Annotated in this window: 19 protein-coding genes; 14 read left to right on the forward strand and 5 right to left on the reverse strand. The window is 69.3% G+C overall.

Translation table 11 applies throughout. From position 1 onward, the window contains the following. Positions 1 to 77: 77 nt before the first annotated feature. From ACRWNM_RS22000 to ACRWNM_RS22015, 4 genes are all read left to right on the forward strand, one after another. Entirely contained in the window at positions 78 to 1,304 is a 1,227-nt protein-coding gene (locus ACRWNM_RS22000) for a cytochrome P450 (protein WP_431969940.1), read from the forward strand. Beyond that, positions 1,301 to 2,035, forward strand: coding sequence for a TetR/AcrR family transcriptional regulator (locus tag ACRWNM_RS22005; protein WP_431969941.1), 735 nt, complete (start codon positions 1,301 to 1,303; stop codon positions 2,033 to 2,035). The genes ACRWNM_RS22000 and ACRWNM_RS22005 overlap by 4 nt, the downstream gene beginning before the upstream one ends. A gap of 122 nt (positions 2,036 to 2,157) precedes the next feature. After that, positions 2,158 to 3,948, forward strand: coding sequence for a S8 family peptidase (locus ACRWNM_RS22010; RefSeq protein WP_431969942.1), 1,791 nt, complete (start codon positions 2,158 to 2,160; stop codon positions 3,946 to 3,948). Positions 3,949 to 3,970: 22 nt separating this feature from the next. Further along, positions 3,971 to 5,308, forward strand: coding sequence for a serine-threonine protein kinase (locus tag ACRWNM_RS22015; protein WP_431969943.1), 1,338 nt, complete (start codon positions 3,971 to 3,973; stop codon positions 5,306 to 5,308). Between the two features lie 7 nt (positions 5,309 to 5,315). On the opposite strand, the gene ACRWNM_RS22020 is transcribed toward ACRWNM_RS22015, so the two are convergent. Continuing rightward, positions 5,316 to 6,137 (reverse strand): SDR family NAD(P)-dependent oxidoreductase, encoded by an 822-nt coding sequence (locus ACRWNM_RS22020; RefSeq protein ID WP_431969944.1) that lies wholly within the window; start codon positions 6,135 to 6,137, stop codon positions 5,316 to 5,318. 116 nt (positions 6,138 to 6,253) lie between these two features. Between ACRWNM_RS22020 and ACRWNM_RS22025 the strand changes: the two genes are divergently transcribed. Next, entirely contained in the window at positions 6,254 to 6,853 is a 600-nt protein-coding gene (locus tag ACRWNM_RS22025; protein WP_431969945.1) for a TetR/AcrR family transcriptional regulator, read from the forward strand. Positions 6,854 to 6,862: 9 nt separating this feature from the next. Here ACRWNM_RS22025 and ACRWNM_RS22030 read toward each other — a convergent pair whose 3' ends face one another. Then, a complete protein-coding gene (locus ACRWNM_RS22030; protein ID WP_431969946.1) occupies positions 6,863 to 7,501 on the reverse strand; it encodes a TetR/AcrR family transcriptional regulator in 639 nt (212 codons plus the stop codon). Between the two features lie 204 nt (positions 7,502 to 7,705). Between ACRWNM_RS22030 and ACRWNM_RS22035 the strand changes: the two genes are divergently transcribed. Genes ACRWNM_RS22035 through ACRWNM_RS22065 form a run of 7 tightly spaced genes read left to right on the forward strand, consistent with a single transcriptional unit; the run spans position 7,706 to position 15,226 of the window. Beyond that, positions 7,706 to 8,575, forward strand: a complete 870-nt coding sequence (locus ACRWNM_RS22035; RefSeq protein WP_431969947.1) for an alpha/beta fold hydrolase — start codon at positions 7,706 to 7,708, stop codon at positions 8,573 to 8,575. Continuing rightward, complete coding sequence (locus tag ACRWNM_RS22040; protein WP_431969948.1) at positions 8,572 to 9,600, forward strand: VOC family protein; 1,029 nt, start codon at positions 8,572 to 8,574, stop codon at positions 9,598 to 9,600. The genes ACRWNM_RS22035 and ACRWNM_RS22040 overlap by 4 nt, the downstream gene beginning before the upstream one ends. Beyond that, complete coding sequence (locus ACRWNM_RS22045) at positions 9,597 to 11,348, forward strand: bifunctional 3-(3-hydroxy-phenyl)propionate/3-hydroxycinnamic acid hydroxylase (protein ID WP_431969949.1); 1,752 nt, start codon at positions 9,597 to 9,599, stop codon at positions 11,346 to 11,348. Before ACRWNM_RS22040 ends, ACRWNM_RS22045 begins: the two co-directional genes overlap by 4 nt. Beyond that, positions 11,345 to 12,160, forward strand: coding sequence for a 2-keto-4-pentenoate hydratase (locus ACRWNM_RS22050; RefSeq protein WP_431969950.1), 816 nt, complete (start codon positions 11,345 to 11,347; stop codon positions 12,158 to 12,160). The genes ACRWNM_RS22045 and ACRWNM_RS22050 overlap by 4 nt, the downstream gene beginning before the upstream one ends. Continuing rightward, positions 12,157 to 13,098, forward strand: a complete 942-nt coding sequence (locus ACRWNM_RS22055) for an acetaldehyde dehydrogenase (acetylating) (protein ID WP_431969951.1) — start codon at positions 12,157 to 12,159, stop codon at positions 13,096 to 13,098. Before ACRWNM_RS22050 ends, ACRWNM_RS22055 begins: the two co-directional genes overlap by 4 nt. Beyond that, on the forward strand, positions 13,095 to 14,099 hold the full coding sequence (gene dmpG, locus ACRWNM_RS22060) for a 4-hydroxy-2-oxovalerate aldolase (protein ID WP_431969952.1): 1,005 nt from the start codon (positions 13,095 to 13,097) through the stop codon (positions 14,097 to 14,099). The genes ACRWNM_RS22055 and dmpG overlap by 4 nt, the downstream gene beginning before the upstream one ends. Before the next feature lie 5 nt (positions 14,100 to 14,104). Next, positions 14,105 to 15,226: an amidohydrolase family protein gene (locus ACRWNM_RS22065; RefSeq protein ID WP_431969953.1), complete on the forward strand. Its 1,122-nt coding sequence runs from the start codon at positions 14,105 to 14,107 to the stop codon at positions 15,224 to 15,226. Between the two features lie 78 nt (positions 15,227 to 15,304). On the opposite strand, the gene ACRWNM_RS22070 is transcribed toward ACRWNM_RS22065, so the two are convergent. After that, positions 15,305 to 16,852, reverse strand: a complete 1,548-nt coding sequence (locus ACRWNM_RS22070) for a bifunctional phosphatase PAP2/diacylglycerol kinase family protein (protein WP_431969954.1) — start codon at positions 16,850 to 16,852, stop codon at positions 15,305 to 15,307. Positions 16,853 to 17,050: 198 nt separating this feature from the next. On the opposite strand from ACRWNM_RS22070, the gene ACRWNM_RS22075 reads away from it, so the two are divergent. After that, positions 17,051 to 17,473 carry a YciI family protein gene (locus tag ACRWNM_RS22075; RefSeq protein ID WP_431969955.1) on the forward strand — a complete coding sequence of 141 codons (423 nt, stop codon included), beginning with the start codon at positions 17,051 to 17,053 and terminating at the stop codon, positions 17,471 to 17,473. Positions 17,474 to 17,476: 3 nt separating this feature from the next. Then, positions 17,477 to 18,769 (forward strand): RNA polymerase sigma factor, encoded by a 1,293-nt coding sequence (locus tag ACRWNM_RS22080; protein WP_431969956.1) that lies wholly within the window; start codon positions 17,477 to 17,479, stop codon positions 18,767 to 18,769. A gap of 82 nt (positions 18,770 to 18,851) precedes the next feature. On the opposite strand, the gene ACRWNM_RS22085 is transcribed toward ACRWNM_RS22080, so the two are convergent. Next, a complete protein-coding gene (locus ACRWNM_RS22085) occupies positions 18,852 to 19,244 on the reverse strand; it encodes a hypothetical protein (protein ID WP_431969957.1) in 393 nt (130 codons plus the stop codon). 26 nt (positions 19,245 to 19,270) lie between these two features. Continuing rightward, complete coding sequence (locus ACRWNM_RS22090) at positions 19,271 to 19,948, reverse strand: phosphodiesterase (protein WP_431969958.1); 678 nt, start codon at positions 19,946 to 19,948, stop codon at positions 19,271 to 19,273. Positions 19,949 to 20,079 lie beyond the last annotated feature (131 nt).

Here is a 20,079-nt window from a genome sequence, read left to right on the forward strand (position 1 = left end):
CCCGATTTACTAAATGGTGTTCACAAAATAGGTGTGGTGTGGTTCACTCCTGTGGAACGTGTTCCAAAGGAGGTACCGTGTCCGCGCCGTCCATCTCACACGATTTCGACTTCACCGATCCCGACCTGCTCGCCACCCGCCTCCCCGTCGAGGAGTGGGCCGAACTCCGCCGGACCGCTCCGGTCTGGTGGGTCGACCAGCCCACGGGCGTCAGCGGCTTCGACGACGGCGGGTACTGGGTGGTCAGCAAGCTCGACCACATCAAGGAGATCTCCAAGAACTCCGAGGTCTTCTCCACCAACGCCAACACCGCGGTGATCCGCTTCAACGGCGACATCACCCGCGACGAGATCGACATCCAGCGCGCCATGCTGGTCAACACCGATCCGCCCATCCACGACAAGCTGCGCCGGATCATCTCGCGCGGCTTCACGCCACGCGCGGTGCAGAGCCTGCGCGACGCGTTGCACGAACGCGCGGAGCGAATCGTCCACGAGGCCAAGAAGACCGGCGGCGGTGACTTCGTCCAGCAGGTGGCCTGCGAGCTGCCGTTGCAGGCCATCGCCGAGCTGCTCGGCGTGCCACAGTCCGACCGCGGCAAGCTGTTCGACTGGTCCAATCAGATGATGGGCTACGACGATCCCGATTTCGACGGCAACCACAAGCTGGCCACCGCGGAGATCATGGGCTACTCCTGGAATCTCGCCGAGGAGCGCCGCAAGTGCCCGGCCGACGACATCGTCAGCCAGCTGGTCACCGCCGACCTCGACGGGGAGGCGCTCGGATCGGACGAATTCGCCTGGTTCGTCATCCTTTTGGCGGTCGCTGGCAACGAGACGACCCGCAACGCCACCACCCACGGCATGAAGGCGTTCATCGACTTCCCCGAGCAGTGGGAACTGTACAAGGCCGAGCGGCCGCGCACCGCGCCCGACGAGATCGTCCGGTGGGCGACGCCGGTGATCGCCTTCCAGCGCACGGCGTTGCAGGACACCGAGATCGGCGGCCAAGCCGTGCGCCAGGGCCAGCGCGTCGGCCTCTTCTACGCCTCGGCCAATTTCGACGAGGAGCGCTTCACCAAGCCGTTCGAATTCGACGTCACCCGAAACCCCAACCCACACGTGGGTTTCGGCGGCACCGGCACGCACTTCTGCGTCGGCGCGAACCTGGCGCGGCTGCAACTCGACCTGATCTTCAACGCCATCGCCGACGTGATGCCGAACCTGCGAGAGATTTCCGAGCCGGTGCGGCTACGCTCGGGCTGGTTGAACGGCATCAAGAGCTGGCAGGTCGCATACGAATGACACAACCCGCACGACGGGGCCGGATGCCCGCGGTGAACGACGCGGACATCCGGCGAGTGGCCAGGACGGTGCTGGCCGAACACGGTCCCGAGGCGCTGACCCTGCGCGCCATCGCGCGCGATCTCGGCATCACCGCGCCCGCGCTGTATCGCTATTACGCCTCCCGCGAGGACCTGGTCGCGGCGCTGCGCCGGGACATCTGCGTGGACCTGGCGGACGATCTCGCCGGGCAGGTGGCCGAACTCCCCGACGACGGCGTGGTGCAGTTGTTCGCCATCTGCAAGGGTTTTCGGCGCTGGGCCCTCACCCACCCGCACGAGTTCACCCTGGTGTTCGCCTCGCCGACCGGCGAAAACCCCGGCGGGATGCGGCAATTCGACGAACCATTCGGCCGCGTCTTCCTCGGCGCGGCGGGCAGGCTGCTCACCACCTACGACCTGGTGACCCCCTCGACCGACACGATCCCCGGCGCGCTGCGCGAGGATCTGATCGAGTTCCAGACCGAACTGCTCGCCATGCTCGCCGAATCGGGTCAGAAGTTCCCCGCCGAGAAACTCGACCTGGGGGTGGCCTACCTGATGATGACACTGTGGGCACGGTTGTACGGCCACGTCACCCTCGAGGTGTTCGGCAACTACCCGATGCCCGTCACCGATCCCGACGCCCTCTTCGACGCCACTCTCGCCGACCTCGCGGGCAGCATCGGCCTGACCGGCCCCCAGCTGCCCTAGGCGCCCGGTACGCGGCCACACCGCCCGGCCGCCGGGGAAGAGAAGTAGTGCACTACTCGTGACAGACGCGGCCGCTTGGCGGATAAAGAAGACATGCGTTCCCCAGGCGACCGCGGCGCGTCATGAGCGACGACTCGCTCTGGACCGACCGTGTGCTCTGCGCCCTCGGCGAGCTCTCCTCGCTGTACGTCAAGATCAGCGAGCAGGCGGTGCTGACGATGGTCGCCGCCCGGTTCGCGTCGCGATTCGATGCGCAGGCGCGGCTGTACGAGGCGGACAAGCCCGCCTGGCATCACCGGGTCACCGAGGCGCTGGCCGAGCTCACCGCACGGGGGCTCGTCGACGCCATGCGCCTGACCGCGGCGGGCGAGGAGGCGTTCCCCGCCGCCTGCACACGGTCGCGCGAGGTGCCCGAACGCGAGCTCGGCGTCGCCGAGCCGAGCTCCGACCTGCTTCTCGCGGGAGTGCTCACGCCACCGTTGCGGGAACAGTTCGCCAAGCGCGACGGACGCCCCGAACGTTCGCGCGAGCCGATTCCCGTGATGATCGAGTTGAACCTGCGTTTCCGCGGCGGGGCGCGGTCGGCGATCGCCCGTGTCGAGCAGCTGTGGCAGTACGTCGACGCCGACGGCGTACCGCGTGGGCTCGCCGACGAGTACGCGGTCGGCGAGCTCACCACGACCCAGATCGAAGGACTTGTCGCGGCCGACGCCGTCGGTATCGACTGGCCCGACCGCGCGATCTACCGCATCTGGCCCGACTTCGAGATCCGCGCGCAGATCGATACCTCCGCCAGGACGATCAAGGCCACGGCCGCGCAGCGATCGTTCAACAGCTACGGCGACGGAATCGTCTGGGCCGTCATCGATTCCGGCATCCAAGGCGACCATCCACACTTTCAGGGCTACCACACGCTCGACGACCCGGCGCTGCTCGGCCTGCACAAGGATTTCACCGATCCGCACGGCGACCCGCTGCACGACGAGAGCGGGCACGGCACCCACGTCGCAGGCATCATCGCGGGCGGACTCCAGCTCTGGGACGGTAACCCCGACCAGATCCTCGTCACCGAGCGCCGGTTCAACGTGGCCGAACCGGGCCTGCCGATCGTGAAACCCCGACCGGTCGGCAGCCCGGCGACCCTCGCAGGCGTCGCTCCGCGTGCGAAGCTGGTGAGCCTCAAGGTACTCGGCGGCGGCGGCAATCTCGTCGCACGCACCACGCGGGTGATCGAGGCGCTCGCCCACGTCCGTGAGGTCAACGCCGCAGGCGGGAAGCTGTCCCGCATCCACGGCGTGAACCTCAGTCTCGGTTACGAATTCGATCCCGAGTGGTTCGGCTGCGGACGCAGCCCGCTGTGCCTCGAGGTGGACAAGCTCGTGCGCTCCGGCGTCGTCGTGGTGGTCGCCGCGGGCAACTCCGCCTACATCACGCTCGATCCGAAGATGTCGGACGTGAAGAAATTCAGCGCGGCGATGACCATCAACGACCCCGGCAACGCCGAGCGCGCCATCACCGTCGGTTCCACGCACAAGGACGCGCCGCATTCGTATGGCATCTCGTACTTCTCGTCGCGCGGACCGACCGCGGACGGGCGGTGCAAACCCGATCTCGTCGCGCCCGGCGAGCGGATCGCCTCGGCCGCCGCGGGCGAGATGCTGTTGCCGGTCGAGCGCACGCTCGAGCACGGCGTCGACGGCATGGCGATCTATGTCGAGAACACCGGCACCAGCATGGCCGCCCCGCACGTCTCCGGCGCGGTCGCGGCGTTCCTCTCGGTGCAGCGCGAGTTCATCGGCGATCCCGAAGCCGTCAAGCGTATCTTCGTCGAGTCGGCGACCTCGCTCAACCGCGATCGCGCGTTCCAGGGCGGCGGACTCGTCGATCTCATGCGCGCCCTGCAGTCAGTGTGAAACTCCCGGAAGGACTGCGACAATGACCGATATCATCGCGGGCCGCCCGTTCTGGCGGCTGATCTTCGACAAGGACGGCGACCCCGACCAGCAGCTGGTCGCCACGCTGGCCCAGGAGCGCGCGGCGCTCGGCATCACCGACCTGGTGATGTTCTCGCACGGCTGGAACAACGGTCAAGACACCGCGATTCGGCTCTACCAGCGCTGGTTCGACCTGCTCTCCGCCCACCTCGGCACCGAGCACAAGGTGGGTTTCGTCGGAATACTCTGGCCCTCCCAGCTGTGGCGCGACGAGCCGATTCCCGACCTGGAGCCGACCCCGCGGCCGACCGAGGGCGGTGGCGCCGCGGCGCTCGGGACGACGGCGTCCGTGCCCGCGGGTGCGCCCACCCTCGAACCCGAGATCCTCGCCGACCTGAAGAGCGTCTTCCCCGACGGTGCGGCCCAACTCGACACGATCGCCGAGCTGCTCGCCGGGCCGCCGACGCACGAGACGGCCACACAGCTGTTCACCCAGCTGCGCTCCTTGTACTCGGTCACTTCGGAGGGATTCGACGACGGCGAGAACCCGGTGGACGAGCCGGGCATGCTCGACACCGACCGCGATCCGGAGGACCTGTTCACCGAGTTCGCCGACAAGCTCGCCGACACCGGCGTGCAATTCGAGTCCGGCGGGGGTGCGGCAAATGCATTCAGCGACTTCGTGTCCCGCGGCCTCCACGGCGCGAAGGAGGCACTGCGGCAGCTGAGCTACTGGCAGATGAAGAACCGCGCGGGCGTGGTCGGTCGCACCGGGCTCGGCCCGGTCGTCACGAAACTCGCGGCGGGCGACAGCGGTGTGCGGGTGCACCTCGTCGGCCACAGCTTCGGCGGCCGCGTCGTCGCCTACGCGCTCGACGGACTCGGCGACGCCGACGGGTCACCGGTCAAGTCGGTCACCCTGTTGCAGGGCGCGTTCTCCCGGTTTGCCTTCACCGACGCCCTGCCGTTCCGCGACGGTGGCGGCGCGCTCGCGGGCCGCCTCGCCAGGCTGGACGGCCCACTGTCGGTGTGCTTTTCGAGTCACGACTCGGCGCTCGGCGTCATGTACCCGCTCGCCTCGCTCGCCGCACGTGACGACGCGGCCGAGGCCGAGGACAAGCTCTTCCGGTACCGGGCCATGGGTTCGCACGGCGCCTTCGACTCCGACCGGATGGTGCTCGAGGGCCCGGGCACCGCCTATCCGTTCCAGACGCACCACATCCTGAACCTGGACGCTTCCAATGTGGTCACCGCGGGCGGCCCACCCTCCGGCGCCCACAGCGACATCTTCAAGACCGAACTCGCCTGGGTCGTCGCGGCCGCGGGCGGACTGACGTAGCCGAAACTCAGCCCGCCGCCATCCGGCTGAGCTGCTCCCACTCCCGGTACAGCTCGCCGCGCACCCGGTCGAGGTCTTGGACCATGTCGTAGGACTGGCCGCCGACGATGAGGCGGCGGGGCGGGTCGGGCAGGTCGGCCAGCTCCATGATCACGGGGGCGGCGGTGCTCGGATCGGGACCCGCGTCGTCGCCCCACATCTCGGCGAGTTCGGCCCGCAGTCCCTCGTAGTGCGGAAGGGATTCGGTCGCGGTGATGCCCGCGGTGAACAGCTCCGTGGCGTAGCCGCCCATCTGCACGATGGTCACCTTGATGCCGAATCGCTCGACCTCCCGCGCGAGCGCCTCGCTGACCGAGTCCAGCGCCGCCTTGCCCGCGCCGTAGAGGCCGACGGATGCCATGCCTCCGCTGGTGCCCATCGAGGTGACCTGCAGGATGCGACCGGATCCCTGCGCGCGCAGGTGCGGGAGCACGGCCTGCACCACCCACACCGCGCCGAGGAAATTCACGTCCAGGTGGGCGCGGATCTGCTCCTCGGTGGCCTCCTCGACCATGCCGTACAGCAGCCCGCCCGCGTTGTTGACCACGATGTCGAGCCTGCCGAAGACCGCCATCGCGCGCTCGACCCCGGCGAACACGGCTTTGCGATCGGAAACGTCCAGCGACAGCGGGAACAGCTCGTCCGGATAGTCGGCGGCCAGCGCGGCGAGCGGCTCGATATTGCGGGCGGCGGCCACCACGTGGTCTCCGGCGGCGAGCGCCGCCTCGGTGAACGCCTTGCCCAGGCCCCGCGAAGCGCCGGTGATGAACCACACTCTTGCGGTCGTCATGGAAAGTCACCCTTCTCTCTGCGAGACGAACCGTCTCGTTTCGCTAAAGAGTGCACCGGCGACGGCCGATTGTCAATACGAACCGTTCCGTCTCGTTGTCCTGCTAGTCTCGGGTCATGTCCAACGCGGAGAAGCCGGATCGCTCACGGCGCAGCGAACGTTCACGGCAGGCGATCCTCGCGGCGACCCGTGCGCTGATCTCCGAAGTCGGGTACGCCAAGGTCTCGATCGAGGCCATCGCGGCGCGGGCGGGCGTCGGCAAACAGACGATCTACCGGTGGTGGCCGTCGAAGGGCGCGGTCATCTTCGACTCGTTCCTCGCGCTCGGCGAGGACGCCGACGGGCAAGGCATGGCCCTACCCGACACCGGCGATATCGCGGCCGATCTCAAGCTCGTCCTGCGCGCGACGGTCGCCGAGTTCGCCGACCCCGACTTCGAGCGGCCGATCCGCGCGCTGAACACCGAGATCGCCAACGATCCCGAGCTCGCCGCCCAGTATCGCGAGAAGCTGGCGGGCCCCATGGACGACGTCAAGAAGGCCCGTTTACGCAGCGCCCAGCAGGCCGGCCAGCTCGCCGCGGACGCCGATCTCGACTTGGTGCTGGAGGTGCTCTACGGCCCGCTCTTCCAGCGCTGGCTGCACCGTTCGGGCCCGCTCACCCCCGAGTACGCCGACTCGCTCGTCGACCTCACCCTCCGAGCCTTCCGGCCCTGACCGCGCCCCTCAGATCTGCGGCAGCGGAGGCAACTCGGTCGAGGTGAGCTTCTGCGCCGCTCGCTTGTTCATGCCGAACATGCGCAGCACATGGAAGGCCATGTCGTCCGAGAGTGCGTCGCCGTCGGCGTCCGGCTGGGCGTCCAGCAGTTGCAGCAGGCCGAGCAACGACCCACCCGCGGCCATCACGGCCAGGTCGGGGTCCATCGGCTCGAAGCGGCCCGCCTCCTGAGCCGCGATGATGTCGCGGCGGGCGCGCGGCGCGAGACCCTCGTCCCGCAACATGATCGACATGCCGGAGTTCAGCACGACCCGGACGATCTCGGGGACCTGCCGCTGCAACCGCCCGGTCATCCGGAAGCTGACGGCGAACACCTCGGCCGGATCGTCGTACAGCGCCACGATCGCGTCGCGCATCTCGCTGTAGACCTGGAGCGCCGAGCGCACCGCCTCGTCGAACAGCTGCTCCTTGGACTCGAAATGGTTGTAGAAGGAACCGAATCCGACGTCGGCGGCGTCGGTGATCTCCTGGATGCTGACCGCGGAACGACCCTCCGCGAGGAACTTCTGCGCCGCGCCGAGCAGAGCGTTGCGGGTGCGCTCACGGCGCCGGTCGATGCGGTTGCGCGCTACGGGTTCGGCGGTCATCGGTCCTTCTCCCACTCGGAATCGACCTGAGAATCGTATCTGACGAAACAATCAGAGACGATCCGGTATCGCACCGCCGCCGTGCCGCAGCGTGTCCAACCTCCCATTGAGGTCATCATCTTTTCTGATGTTCTCATCATTTTCTCTTGACAAAACATTTCCTCGTAACTGATGATTTCATCATATGAACTGCTGGAGGTAGCTGTGACAAGCATCGACAAGGGGGTCGGCGCCGAGCGGACGGTTCGGGTCGGCGGCCGCGACATCTTCTTCACCGAGTTCGGGGCGGGCCCCGCCGTCGTGCTGCTGCACGGCGGCGGCCCCGGCGCGTCCGGACTCTCGAACTACTCGCGCAACATCGAGACGCTGGCGCGTCGTTTCCGGGTCGTCGTCCCCGACATGCCCGGGTACGGACGGTCGAGCAAGCGGCTCGACCAGTCCGATCCGTTCGGCGATCTCGCGTCCGCGCTCGGCGGATTGCTCGACACGCTCGACCTGCCGAGCGCGCACCTGGTCGGCAACTCCTACGGCGGCGCCGCCGCGCTGCGGCTGGCGATGGACCGGCCGGAGAAGGTCGGCAAGCTGATCCTGATGGGCCCCGGCGGCGTCGGCACCACGCGGGCGCTGCCGACGAAGGGCTTGCAGTCGCTGCTCGCCTACTACGGCGGCGACGGCCCGAGCCGGGAGAAGCTGGCCACCTTCGTGCGCGAGCACCTGGTCTACGACGCCAGCGCGATCACCGAGGAGCTGATCGACCAGCGGTACCGGGACAGCCTGGATCCCGAGGTCGTCGCGAATCCGCCGCTGCGCAGGCCGTCCGGCCCCACCGCGCTGCGGACGCTGTGGCGGATGGATTTCACCCGGGACGCCCGGCTCGGCGGCGTGACCAACCCGACGCTGGTGATCTGGGGCGCCGAAGACCAGGTCAACCGGCCCGAGGGCGGGCGCATGCTGGCCGATCGCATGCCCAACTGCGATCTGTTCCTGGCCGCGCGGACCGGCCACTGGGTGCAGTGGGAGCGCGCCGACCTGTTCAACGGGCTGGCGACCGCGTTTCTGGAGGCGACGCCGTGACCGGCTTCCCGCGGCCGAACACCGACGGTTCGGTCTTCGGCGCGGTGCACCTGGGCTACATCGTGGTCCAGTCGCAGCGCCTCACCGACTGGGATCGCTTCGGCGCCTTGGCGATCGGGATGCACGTCGACCGACTGGACACCGATTCGCTGCGCTTCCGGCTCGACGACCGGTCCTGTCGCTTTCTCATCGAGCGCGGCCCTGCCGAGGACGTGACGGCGCTGGGCTGGCAGGTCGACGATCACGAGACGTTCGACCGGATCGTCGCCCGGATCGCCGACCGCGGCGTCCCGATCGAGGAGGGCACGCCCGAGCAGGCGGCTCTGCGCGGCGTCGAGCGGCTCTGGCGCTTCCCCGGGCCGAAAGGCATTGTCACCGAGATCTTCACCACCGCGGTGACCACGCCGGAGCCGCTGCGCATGCTGAGTTCCGGGTGGATCACCGGCGAGGCGGGCATGGGGCACGTCGCGATCGTCTCCAGGGAGCCGGAGGCGATGCGCGGCTACTACCACACCGTCTTCGATTCGCGCCTGTCCGATTACATCGACGAGAACATCTCCGGACTGACGATGAAGATCCGCTTCCTGCGGGTCAACGAGCGCCACCATTCGATCGCGATCGCCAACATTCGCGGCGTGAAGATCGATCCGATCCGAACGCGAGTGCAGCACATCAACATTCAGTCCGCGACCTTGGACGACATGCTCGCCTCCTTCCAGCGCGTCACCGATCTCGGGTTCCGCATGGCGTGGTCGGTCGGCCAGCATACCAACGACCGTGAGCTGTCCTACTACTCGGTGACACCGTCCGGTTTCGAACTCGAGGTCGGCTGGAATCCGATCGTCATCACGCCCGAACTCGAGTCGACCTGGGAACCGAGCACCTATCAGGGCATCAGCCTCTGGGGCCACAGCACGGTCGGGCAGACAGTGGTGGACAAGCTCGCCCAGTTCCGCTGCGCCGTCGAGACGGTGCGCACGCCGGAGATCACCGTGCCGCAACTCTCGGAAGGACTGCCGCGATGAACGAATTCGACTACGACGTCGTGGTCGTCGGACTCGGGCCGACCGGACTGACCCTGGCCAACCTGCTCGGCCGCCGCGGCGTGCGCGTGCTGGTGCTGGAGCGGGAACCGGAGTACTACGGCCTCGCCCGCGCGGTCTACACCGACGACGAGGGCATGCGCATCTTCCAGACCGCCGGTGCGGCAGACGAATTGGCCGCCGACATGAACCTCGATTCCACGGTCCAATGGGTGCGCTCCGATGGGAAGCTGCTCGCGCAGTTCAACCAGGTCGAGCGGCCCCTCGGCTGGCCGGTGGTGAACTTCCTCTACCAGCCTTACCTGGAGAACAGCCTCGAACGCGCGCTCGCGCGCTACCCGCACGTCACCGTGCGACGCGGCCGCGAGGTCGTCGACTTCGACCAGGACGCCTCGGGTGTCGGCGTCGAGCACGCCGCCAGCGCGGGCACCGGCTACGGCAAAAAGCAGACCGAGCCCGACCCCACGACTTCCGAGCAGGTGCGTGCGCGGTACCTCGTCGGCTGCGACGGCGGCCGCAGCGTGGTGCGCACACGCTTGGGCATCGAGATGACCGGCACCAGCTTCCCGGAGCGCTGGCTGGTGGTGGATCTGAAAGCCAAGGACGGTGTGGACGCGTTCCGGCACCTGCCGTACTTCAACTTCGTCTGCGAGCCCGAACTGCCGATCGTGTCCTGTCCGCAGCCCGGCGGGCACCACCGTTTCGAGTTCATGCTCCGCGAGACCCAGACCAAGGAGGAGATGGAGGACCCCGGCAACGTCCGGGCGCACATCTCGCGTTTCGTGAACCCCGATGAGGTCGAGGTCCTGCGCAAACTCGTGTACACCTTCAACGCGGTCGTCGCGGACCGCTGGCGCGACGGACGCATCCTGCTGGCCGGCGACGCCGCGCACATGACGCCCCAATTCATCGGTCAGGGCATGAATTCCGGTGTGCGCGACGCGGACAACCTGTCCTGGAAGCTGACCGCGATCCTGCGCCACGGCGCCGACCCGGCGATCCTGGACAGCTACGAATCCGAGCGCCGCCCGCATGCCACAGCGATGATCACCATGTCGGTGTGGATGAAGAACCTCGTCTCCGTGAACAATCCGGTGGCGGCCCGCGTCCGTGACATCGCGCTCACCGCCGCGTTGCGGGTGCCGGGGCTCGGCGGCTGGATCCGCGGGGCGAAGATGAAGCCGGAACCCCGGTTCCGCCGCGACGCCTATCTGGGTCTGCCTCGGCGCGGTCTTCGCGGGGTCGAAGGCACCCTCGCTCCGCAACCGGAGGTGCGCACCTACGACGGCAGGCACCGCCGCCTCGACGACGTCCTCGGACTCGGCTTCGCGGTGCTCGGCCACGGCGTCGACCCCCGTGCGGCGTGCACCGCCGACGACCTGGTCGTGCTCGACGGTCTCGACAGCCATTTCGTCACCGTCTATCCCCTCGGCGGCCGTCCCCAGGGCAGCCCCGGTGACGGGCGGGGCGACAACGACCAGGTGGCCGATATCGAAGACCACACCGGCGAACTGTCGCGCTGGTTCGGGAAGGCCGGTGTCCGCCACGGCGACGTGCTGGTACTGCGGCCCGACCGCTTCGTCTTCGGAACCGCCCGGCGCGGCCACACCACCGCGCTGGTCGCGGAACTGGTGCGCAGGCTGGACCTGCGCACCGGCCCAGGCCGGACGCCCGAACCCGAGCTCACCGTGGAGCACGTGACCACCCCCGACTACGAGGAGTCCCGATGACCTCGACCGTGACCGAGAGCCCCGCGGTCCTGGCCGCCGCCGAACGGCTCGCCGAGGCCGCGCGCACCGGAGCGCCCGCCGCGCCCGTGCGCGACCTCATCGGCAGCGACGACATCGACGCGGCGTACGCGGTCCAGCGGCTCGGCGTCCGCCGGCGCGTCGAATCCGGCGCGCGCGTGGTGGGCCGCAAGATCGGTCTCACCGCGCCCGCCGTGCAGCGGCAGCTGGGCGTCGATCAGCCGGACTTCGGAGTGTTGTTCGCCGACATGGACGTTCGCACTCCGGCGGCCGACCGCCCGCGCCTGCTGCAACCCAAGATCGAGGCGGAACTGGCCTTCGTGCTGGCCGCCGATCTCGACGCCGACGACCTCGACGCCGTCAGCGTGCGCGACGCGGTGGACTACGCCGTCGCCGCGCTGGAGATCGTCGACAGCCGAATCGCGCGGTGGGACATCACCTTCGGCGATACCGTCGCCGACAACGCGTCCAGCGGATGGTTCGTGCTCGGCGAGCGACAGCTCTCCGTTGCCGATTTCGAGCCGTGGGAAGTCGACATGAGCATGCGTGTAGACGGTGAGATCGTCTCCACCGGAACCGGTTCCGCGTGTCTGGGCGACCCGCTGAACGCGTTGGCGTGGCTGGCCCAGACCGCGCGCGCCCTGGGGGATCCGCTGCGCGCGGGCGAGATCGTGCTCTCCGGCGCGCTCGGACCGATGGCGCCCTTACGTCCCGGCGCGCACGTCCACTCCGAAATCAGCTGCGGCACCAGAACCCTCGGCACCGTCGACTTCATCAGAGAGGAAACCGCATGACCCGCACCAAGGTAGCCGTCATCGGCTCGGGCAATATCGGCACCGATCTGATGATCAAGGTGCTGCGCCTCTCGGACACCCTGGAGATGGCCGCGATGGTCGGCATCGATCCCGCCTCCGACGGTCTGGCTCGGGCGGCGCGTCTCGGGGTGCCCACCACCGCCGACGGTGTGCATGGCCTCATCGCCATGCCCGATTTCGCCGAGATCGACATCGTCTTCGACGCCACCTCGGCGCGCGCGCATCTCGCCAACGCCGAAGCCCTCGCCCCGCACGGCAAACGGCTGATCGACCTCACCCCCGCCGCGATCGGGCCGTTCGTCGTCCCCGCCGTCAATCTCGACGCCCACCTCGACGCGGGCAACGTCAACATGGTCACCTGCGGTGGGCAGGCCACCATTCCGATCGTCGCCGCCATCTCCCGCGTCACGCCGGTCCCCTACGCCGAGATCGTCGCGTCCATCGCCTCGAAGTCGGCGGGGCCGGGAACCCGCGCGAACATCGACGAATTCACCGAGACCACCAGCGCGGCGATCGCCGCGGTCGGCGGCGCCGAACGGGGCAGGGCCATCATCGTGCTCAACCCGGCCGAACCGCCGCTGATCATGCGCGACACGGTGCTCGCGCTCATCGACGATCCGGACCGGAACGCCGAAGACGCGGTGCGGCAATCGATCCGGGACATGGTCGCGTCCGTCGCGGCGTACGTCCCCGGCTACCGGCTGAAGCAGGACATCCAGATCACGCCGCTGCCGCCGGACGCGCCCGTGCGCACGCTGGTCGGCGACCGTCCGGTGACGCACCAGGTGTCGGTGTTCCTCGAAGTCGAGGGCGCCGCCCACTATCTGCCCGCCTATGCCGGGAATCTCGACATCATGACCTCCGCGGCGCTGCGCGTCGCCGAACAGATCGCCCGAGTCAGGGAGGCAGTGCGATGACCCAGGTTTTCCTCCAGGACGTCACGCTGCGGGACGGCATGCACGCGCTGCGCCACCGCATCACCCCGCGAACGGTCGCCACCGTCGCCGCCGCCCTCGACGCGGCGGGCGTCGACGCGATCGAGGTCGCGCACGGCGACGGCCTGTCCGGCGGCAGCCTCACTTACGGACCGGGCAGCAACACCGACTGGGAATGGCTCGCCGCCGCGGCCGAAGCGCTCACCACCGCCCGGCTGACCACCCTGTTGCTGCCCGGCATCGGCACCATCGAGGATCTGCGCCGCGCCTACGAGCTCGGCGTGCGGTCGGTGCGGGTGGCGACCCATTGCACCGAGGCCGACATCGCCGCGCAGCACATCGCCTACGCCCGCGAGCTCGGCATGGACGTCTCCGGCTTCCTGATGATGAGCCACCTGAACAGCCCGGCCGGGCTGGCCCAGCAGGCGCGGCTGATGGAGTCCTACGGCGCGCACTGCGTCTACGTCACCGATTCCGGTGGGCGGCTCACCATGAGCGGTGTGCGCCAGCGGGTGCGCGCCTACCGCGCCGTGCTCGATCCGGACACCGAGATCGGCATTCACGCGCACCAGAATCTTTCGCTGGCCGTCGCCAACAGCGTCATCGCCGTCGAGGAGGGCGTCACCCGGGTCGACGCCTCGCTGGCCGGGCTCGGCGCGGGTGCGGGCAATACGCCGCTGGAGGCCTTCGTCGCGGTCGCCGACCTCACCGGTTGGAAGCACGGCGCGGATCTCGACGCGCTCACCGACGCCGCCGACGACCTCGTCCGCCCGCTCATGGACCGGCCCGTGCAGGTCGACAGGGAGACGCTCGCCCTCGGTTATGCCGGGGTGTACTCCAGCTTCCTGCGGCACGCCGAAAACGCCTCGGCCACTTACGGTGTCGATGTCCGCACGCTGCTCACCGAGGCGGGACGGCGGGGCCTGGTCGGCGGCCAGGAAGACATGATCGTCGACATCGCGCTCGAACTCACGAGGAAGTGAGGCCCGTGGTAGTGCCATCCTTCTCCCGTCGGCGCGCTCTCGGTAGCGCAGCGGCCGGCGTCGCCGCGCTCGCCGCCGCGCCGGGCTTCTCGCCCGCGCGCGCCGAAGCCGTACCCGCGCGCAGGCAGCCCGCGCCGAGCGGTACCTATCGCATCGATCTGCACGCGCATGTCCTGCCGCCGGACTATCGGGCGGCGCTGCTCGCCCACGGCCACTTCACCATCGGCGGCTACCCGACGCCCACGTGGTCGCCCGACGAGGCCATCGCTTTCATGGACTACTACGGGATCCAGGCGCAGGCGCTGTCGGTCTCCGATCCCGGCGTCTCGTTCCTGCGCGGCGCGGAGGCCAACGACCTGGCCCGCTACTGCAACGACTACGCAGCCCAGCTGATCAGGACCCACCCCTCCCGCTTCGGCGCCTTCGCCGTGCTGCCGATGCCGGACATCGCGGCCTCGATCGACGAGGCGATCCACGCCCTCGACACCCTGCGCCTCGACGGCGTGGTGCTGCTCTCGGCCTACGACGGTGTCTATCTCGGCGATCCCCGGTTCGAACCGTTGATGATCGCGCTGAACCAGCGCCGCGCCTTCGTCTTCGTGCACCCGGCCGCCATCCCCGCCGACGCGAAACCCGAACTCCCCCTTCCGGATTTCATGGAGGAGTTCACCTTCGACACCACCCGCGCGGCGACCATGATGATGGTCACCGGCACGACCCAGCGCTACCCGGACATCCGGTTCCAGCTCTCCCACGCGGGCGGCACCGTGCCGTTCCTGTCGCACCGCATCAGCGTCGCCTCGCAGACGGTGCTCGGCGAGCTGTGGCCGCAGGACCTGCCCAAGCCCTCCATTCTCGATATCCAGCACCAGATCTCGCGTTTCTACTTCGACACCGCGCTGAGCGGCTTCCCCGCCGCGATGGCCAGCGTGCTCGCCGTGACGAGCCGCGACCACATCGTCTTCGGCTCGGACTGGCCGTTCAGCGCGGCCACCCTCCCGCAGACCGGCGACCACGACCCCGCCCCCGGGCTCAGCGAGATCTTCGATGCCGATCAGCGCATGGAAGTGGAACGGCACAACCCGCTGCGGCAGCTACCGCGTCTGGCCGAAGCCGTGAACGCCTGACGGGCAACGGAAACGGCGACCGGCTCGGCAGTCTGGAGCGCACAGTGCCGACCCCGCGGCGATTGTCGCCGGTGCGAATCACGCTCCCCAGCGGAACGGTCTGCGGTGATGTGGCCGCGGGCGCTCCGCCCACCGGGGGTTGTCCTCGTCGCGGCGGTAGGCGGCGACCTGGCCCGCCACCGAGAAGCGCAGCCTGCGCGCCTCGCCGAGCACTTCGCCGTCGGCCGCCACCGCTTCCGGATCGCGCACCTGCACGATCAGCTCGGGCACCTGTAGTTCGTTGTAGACCTTGCTGCGCCCGATCGCGGCCAGCAGCAGGGCGAGCACCGCCCTGGTACGAGAGAACCGCAGATCGGCGCGCAGCCAGCGCACGTCGAGCAGGCCGTCGTCGAGTCGAGCGCGGAACGCGGGCACCGCACCGCGCGGATGGTAGGCGCCGTTGCCGATGAACAGGAACCACACGTCGTGCCAGGTCTCGTTCAGCCGGATCCGGACCGGCTGCGCGCGGCGCAGCACGACCACGAGGGCGGCGGCGAACGCGGGCCATTTACCCCACCGCGGTTGCCATTTCTCGCGCAGCCGCACCAGGTCCGGGTAGGCGCCGAGGCTGGCGGTGTTGATCAGATAGTGGGTGCGCGCGCCGTCTTCCGTCTCCAGTTCCACGCTCGCGATGTCGACCGAGACCGCTTCGCCCGCGCCGGTCGCGTCGACCACCTCGCGCAGGTCGTAGACCCCGAGGTCACGGGCGAAATGGTTCAGGGTGCCGGTGGGGACGACGACCAGCGGCAGGTCGTACCGCAGCGCGACGGCCGCCGCCGCGGCGATCGTTCCGTCACCGCCCGCGGCGCCCACCGCCGACGCCCGCTCGGTGCGCGCGGCCAGGATCTCCTCGAACTGCTCGACGCAGTCGCGGCCCGGCTCGGTGCGCAGCACCGTCGCCGCGGGCAGCGCCGCGGCGATGTCGTCGGTCGGATCGTAGTAGGGATCGCCCGAGACCGGATTCACCAGCACGACAAGCCCTTTGCCCTCGACTAGCATCGGCACCTCGCGCACCGCGGTGGCCGCCGCCTCGTCGGACTCGCGCACCGGCCACCAGCGGCGCGAAGCCATCGCCACCCCGGCGCCGACGGCCGCGCCGACGACCACATCCGAGCCCCAGTGCACACCGGTGTGGATACGGGAGTAGGCGACCGTGGCGGCCAGCGGCGCCACCACCACCGCGGTGCGCGGGCTCTCCAGCGCGACGGCCGTGGCGAACGCGACGGCGCTCGCGCTGTGCCCGGACGGGAACGACGAGGAGGTCGGCACCCGGACAAGTCGCCGGTGCGGCGGCAGCAACTGGGCGGCGGGCCTGCGGCGGGCGATCAGCGACTTGAGCACCACGTTGACGGTCACGCTGGTCGCGGCCACGGACACCAAGCCGCGCAGCGCGGCCCGGCGCGTCGCGCCCTGGCGGGTGGCGAGCGCCGCCGCGACGACCGTCCACAGCAGACCGCGATCCGCCGCCCGGGTCAACCGCACCATGCCCCGGTCCACCGCCGACATCGGAATCCGTGCCACCGCACCGGTCACCGCGTGATCCACCTGCTGCACCCGGCGAAAAGTCCGGCCCAACAACGCACTCATTCCGTCGAAAGTACAGCGCCCGCAACATGGCTGCCCGGCACGTTCGACCGAGGCGGGCGCCGCACGCGGGAAAGACGATGCGCCGGGCCCGCCGAGAATCCGCGGAAAAGAATTCGCGGAGGGTGTCGATCCGGCATCTTCTCGTTCGACGTCATCGATGGGAGGGTCGAAGTACGGCCCCGACGGAAGGAGTGATTCGTGAAGTACATGCTGATCATGCGCTCGACGGACGAGGCGCTGGAGGCGGCCGAGAAAGTGCCGTTCGAGGAGATCATCGAGTCCATGGGCAAGTACAACGAGGCCCTGATGAAGGCGGGCGTCGTGGTGGGCGGCGAGGGACTCGCCGAACCCGAACAGGGCTTCGTCGTCGACTACGACGAGGATCCGCCGATGGTCACCGATGGACCGTACGGCGAGACGAAGGAACTGTTCGGCGGATTCTGGATCCTCGACGTGTCCTCCAAGGAGGAAGCGATCGAATGGGCCAAGCGAGCGCCGCTCGGCCCCGGCTCGAAGATGGAAGTCCGCCGCGTCCACGAAATGGAGGACTTCCCCGCGGACAACGAGTGGATTCGCAAAGAGGCCGTGTGGCGCGAAGAGCTCGAGCAGCGCAAGGGCTGACGAATGACCGAGACCGGGCCGGAGCGCCGCGCGAATTCCGATGTGGAGTCGGTGCGGCGCTCGGTCGCGGCGGTCTGGCGGATCGAGGCCGGGCGGATCATCGCGACGCTGACGCGCGCGGTCGGGGATTTCGGCGCCGCCGAGGACCTCGCCCAGGAAGCGCTCGCCGACGCGCTCGCCCGGTGGCCGCACAGCGGGGTGCCGAAGAATCCGGCGGCGTGGCTCACCACGGTCGCGAAACGTCGCGCCGTCGACGGCTGGCGCAGGCAACAGCGGTACGACGAGCGGCTGGCGGCGATCGCGCGCGAACTCGCGACCGAGGGCGCCGAGGGACACGAGCCCGAATTGCCTTGGGACCCCGACGCCATCGACGACGACCTGCTGCGGCTGGTGTTCATCGCGTGTCACCCGGTGCTGTCCAAGCCCGCGCAGGTCGCGCTGACGTTGCGGGTGATCGGCGGGCTGTCGAGCGCGGAGGTCGCCCGGGCCTGTCTGCTTCCGGTGGCCACGGTGCAGCAGCGGATCGTGCGCGCCAAGAAGACCCTCGCCGCGGCCAAGGCGCCCTTCGAGTTGCCGCCGCGGACACAGTTCGAACAGCGGCTCGGCGCCGTGCTCGCGGTGCTGTATCTGATGTTCAACGAAGGGCACACCGCCGCAACGGGATCAGAGTGGATGCGTCCGGAGCTGAGCCGGGAAGCGTTGCGGCTCGGCCGTATTCTCGCGGGGCTCGTGCCACGCGAGCCAGAGGTGCACGGCCTGCTCGCGCTGATGGAGCTGACCGCCGCCCGCTTCCCCGCGCGGCTGGACGCGCACGGCGATCCGGTGCTGTTGGCCGATCAGGACCGGCGGCGCTGGGATCGCGGCGGTATCGTCCGCGGGCGAGCCGCTTTGGCGCGCTGCGACGACCTGGGGCGCGGTCGCGGCCCCTACGCGCTGCAAGCCGGGATCGCCGAATGCCACGCGGTGGCCGCTTCGGTCGCCGACACCGACTGGGAGCACATCGTGCTGCTCTACGACGCGCTCGGCAGGCTGCACCCCTCCCCCGTGGTGACACTCAACCGCGCCGTCGCGCTGTCCATGACCCGCGGACCAGCCGCCGCACTGTCCATCGTGGACGGCTTGATCGCCGACGGCCGCCTCGCCGACTACCACTTGCTGCACGCTACCCACGGCGAACTGCTCGCCCGGCTCGGTCGTCGTGAGCAGGCGCGCACGGCATTTCAGACGGCCGCCCGGCTGACGGAGAACGAACGGGAGCGAATGCTCTTGCTGCGCAAGGCTTCCGCGCGGAACTGAGGGTCGGGTGACGGCTGGCTCGGGCACGACGCCTTCGCCCGCGCGGGCGCGCTGGCCGATATCGATCGACGCTCGACTCTCGTCAATGGACGGGTTCGGAGCCCAGTGGCTCCCGCACGCTGAGCCATCCGTCCATCAGCCCGTGGTATCTGCAGAAGAACGGGTGCGAGCCGACGTCGACCGGCGCGCGGAAGGTGACTGTCTGACCGGGAGCGATGTCGTAATCGAACAGCCCGGGCCGTTTGCTGGTGATGCTGTGCATCACCAGATCGTTATTCACCACCGTGATCTGCGCGCCGGGCGTGATCGGCGGCGTGCCCGGATAGGTGAGGTTCTCGATCGTCATGGTGACGGCGGGGATCGGCGGCGGGCCGGGCGGCACGACCGGCTCCTCCACGACATCGTTGCCGCACGCGGCCGCCATCGCGACCAGCGACAGCAGCGCGGTCAGCCGGAGCGGCGCGGCCACCCGCAACGACCCGCAGGCCGGTCGCGCCGCGTTCACGGCTGTTCGCCACGGCCGCTGCGGCTGCCCACATAGGCGAGTTCACGCACCCTCCCGATCACCTCGGGCAGAATGCGCACCTCGTCGGGATGGTCGGTCATCGGGTCGAAGAAGTCCGTCCGGTAGTCGCCGGGGTCGGCCGGGTGCAGCACCACCTCGGCGAGCTTGCGCTCCGGGCTGCCGATCGCGCTCGCCCAGAGCACGAACGTGGCGGGCTCGTCACGCAGGTGGTCGGCCAGCTGGTCGAGGGACGGCGTCTCGGGCTGGCGGTCGTCGGGCTCGGCGAAGATCCAGGTCGGCGCGGAGTCGCCGAGGCGATAGGGCATCAGGCAGCCGTACCTGGCCGTGCGCCAGCTGCGCGCGGGGGTGATCACGAAGCGGCCGAGCGCGCTGCGGCCGGTGGTCGCCAGCACGAAGTCCCACGGATGCTCGTCGCGGTCGAGCACCCGCAGCGCGAGTCCGAGCACGTCCGGCAGCCCGGCCGGGGTGCCGATGCCCTTGGACAATCGCGCCAGCACGGCGCGCTCCCCCGTCCCGAACAACCACTCGTACTCGGGTTCGGCGTGCAACCGCCCGGACAGTCGCAACCCGTTCGGATACAAGACCCGAGCGTGGCGCAATCTCGCCACCCGGGAGAAAACACCACGTACGGCATCCGCTGCGAGATCGGTCATCGCGACTCCTTCGATCGGGACGGTCGACACTCACCGTCTGCCCCGCCGCGCGGGCACTAAACGGGCCGACCGGGCGGGTCGCACAGACGATGCAGGGGCAGCCTGGGCAAGCGGAGTGTGGCAGGAGCCTT

It is taken from the genome of Nocardia sp. bgisy134 (assembly GCF_965341865.1).
Classification (GTDB): Bacteria; Actinomycetota; Actinomycetes; order Mycobacteriales; family Mycobacteriaceae; genus Nocardia.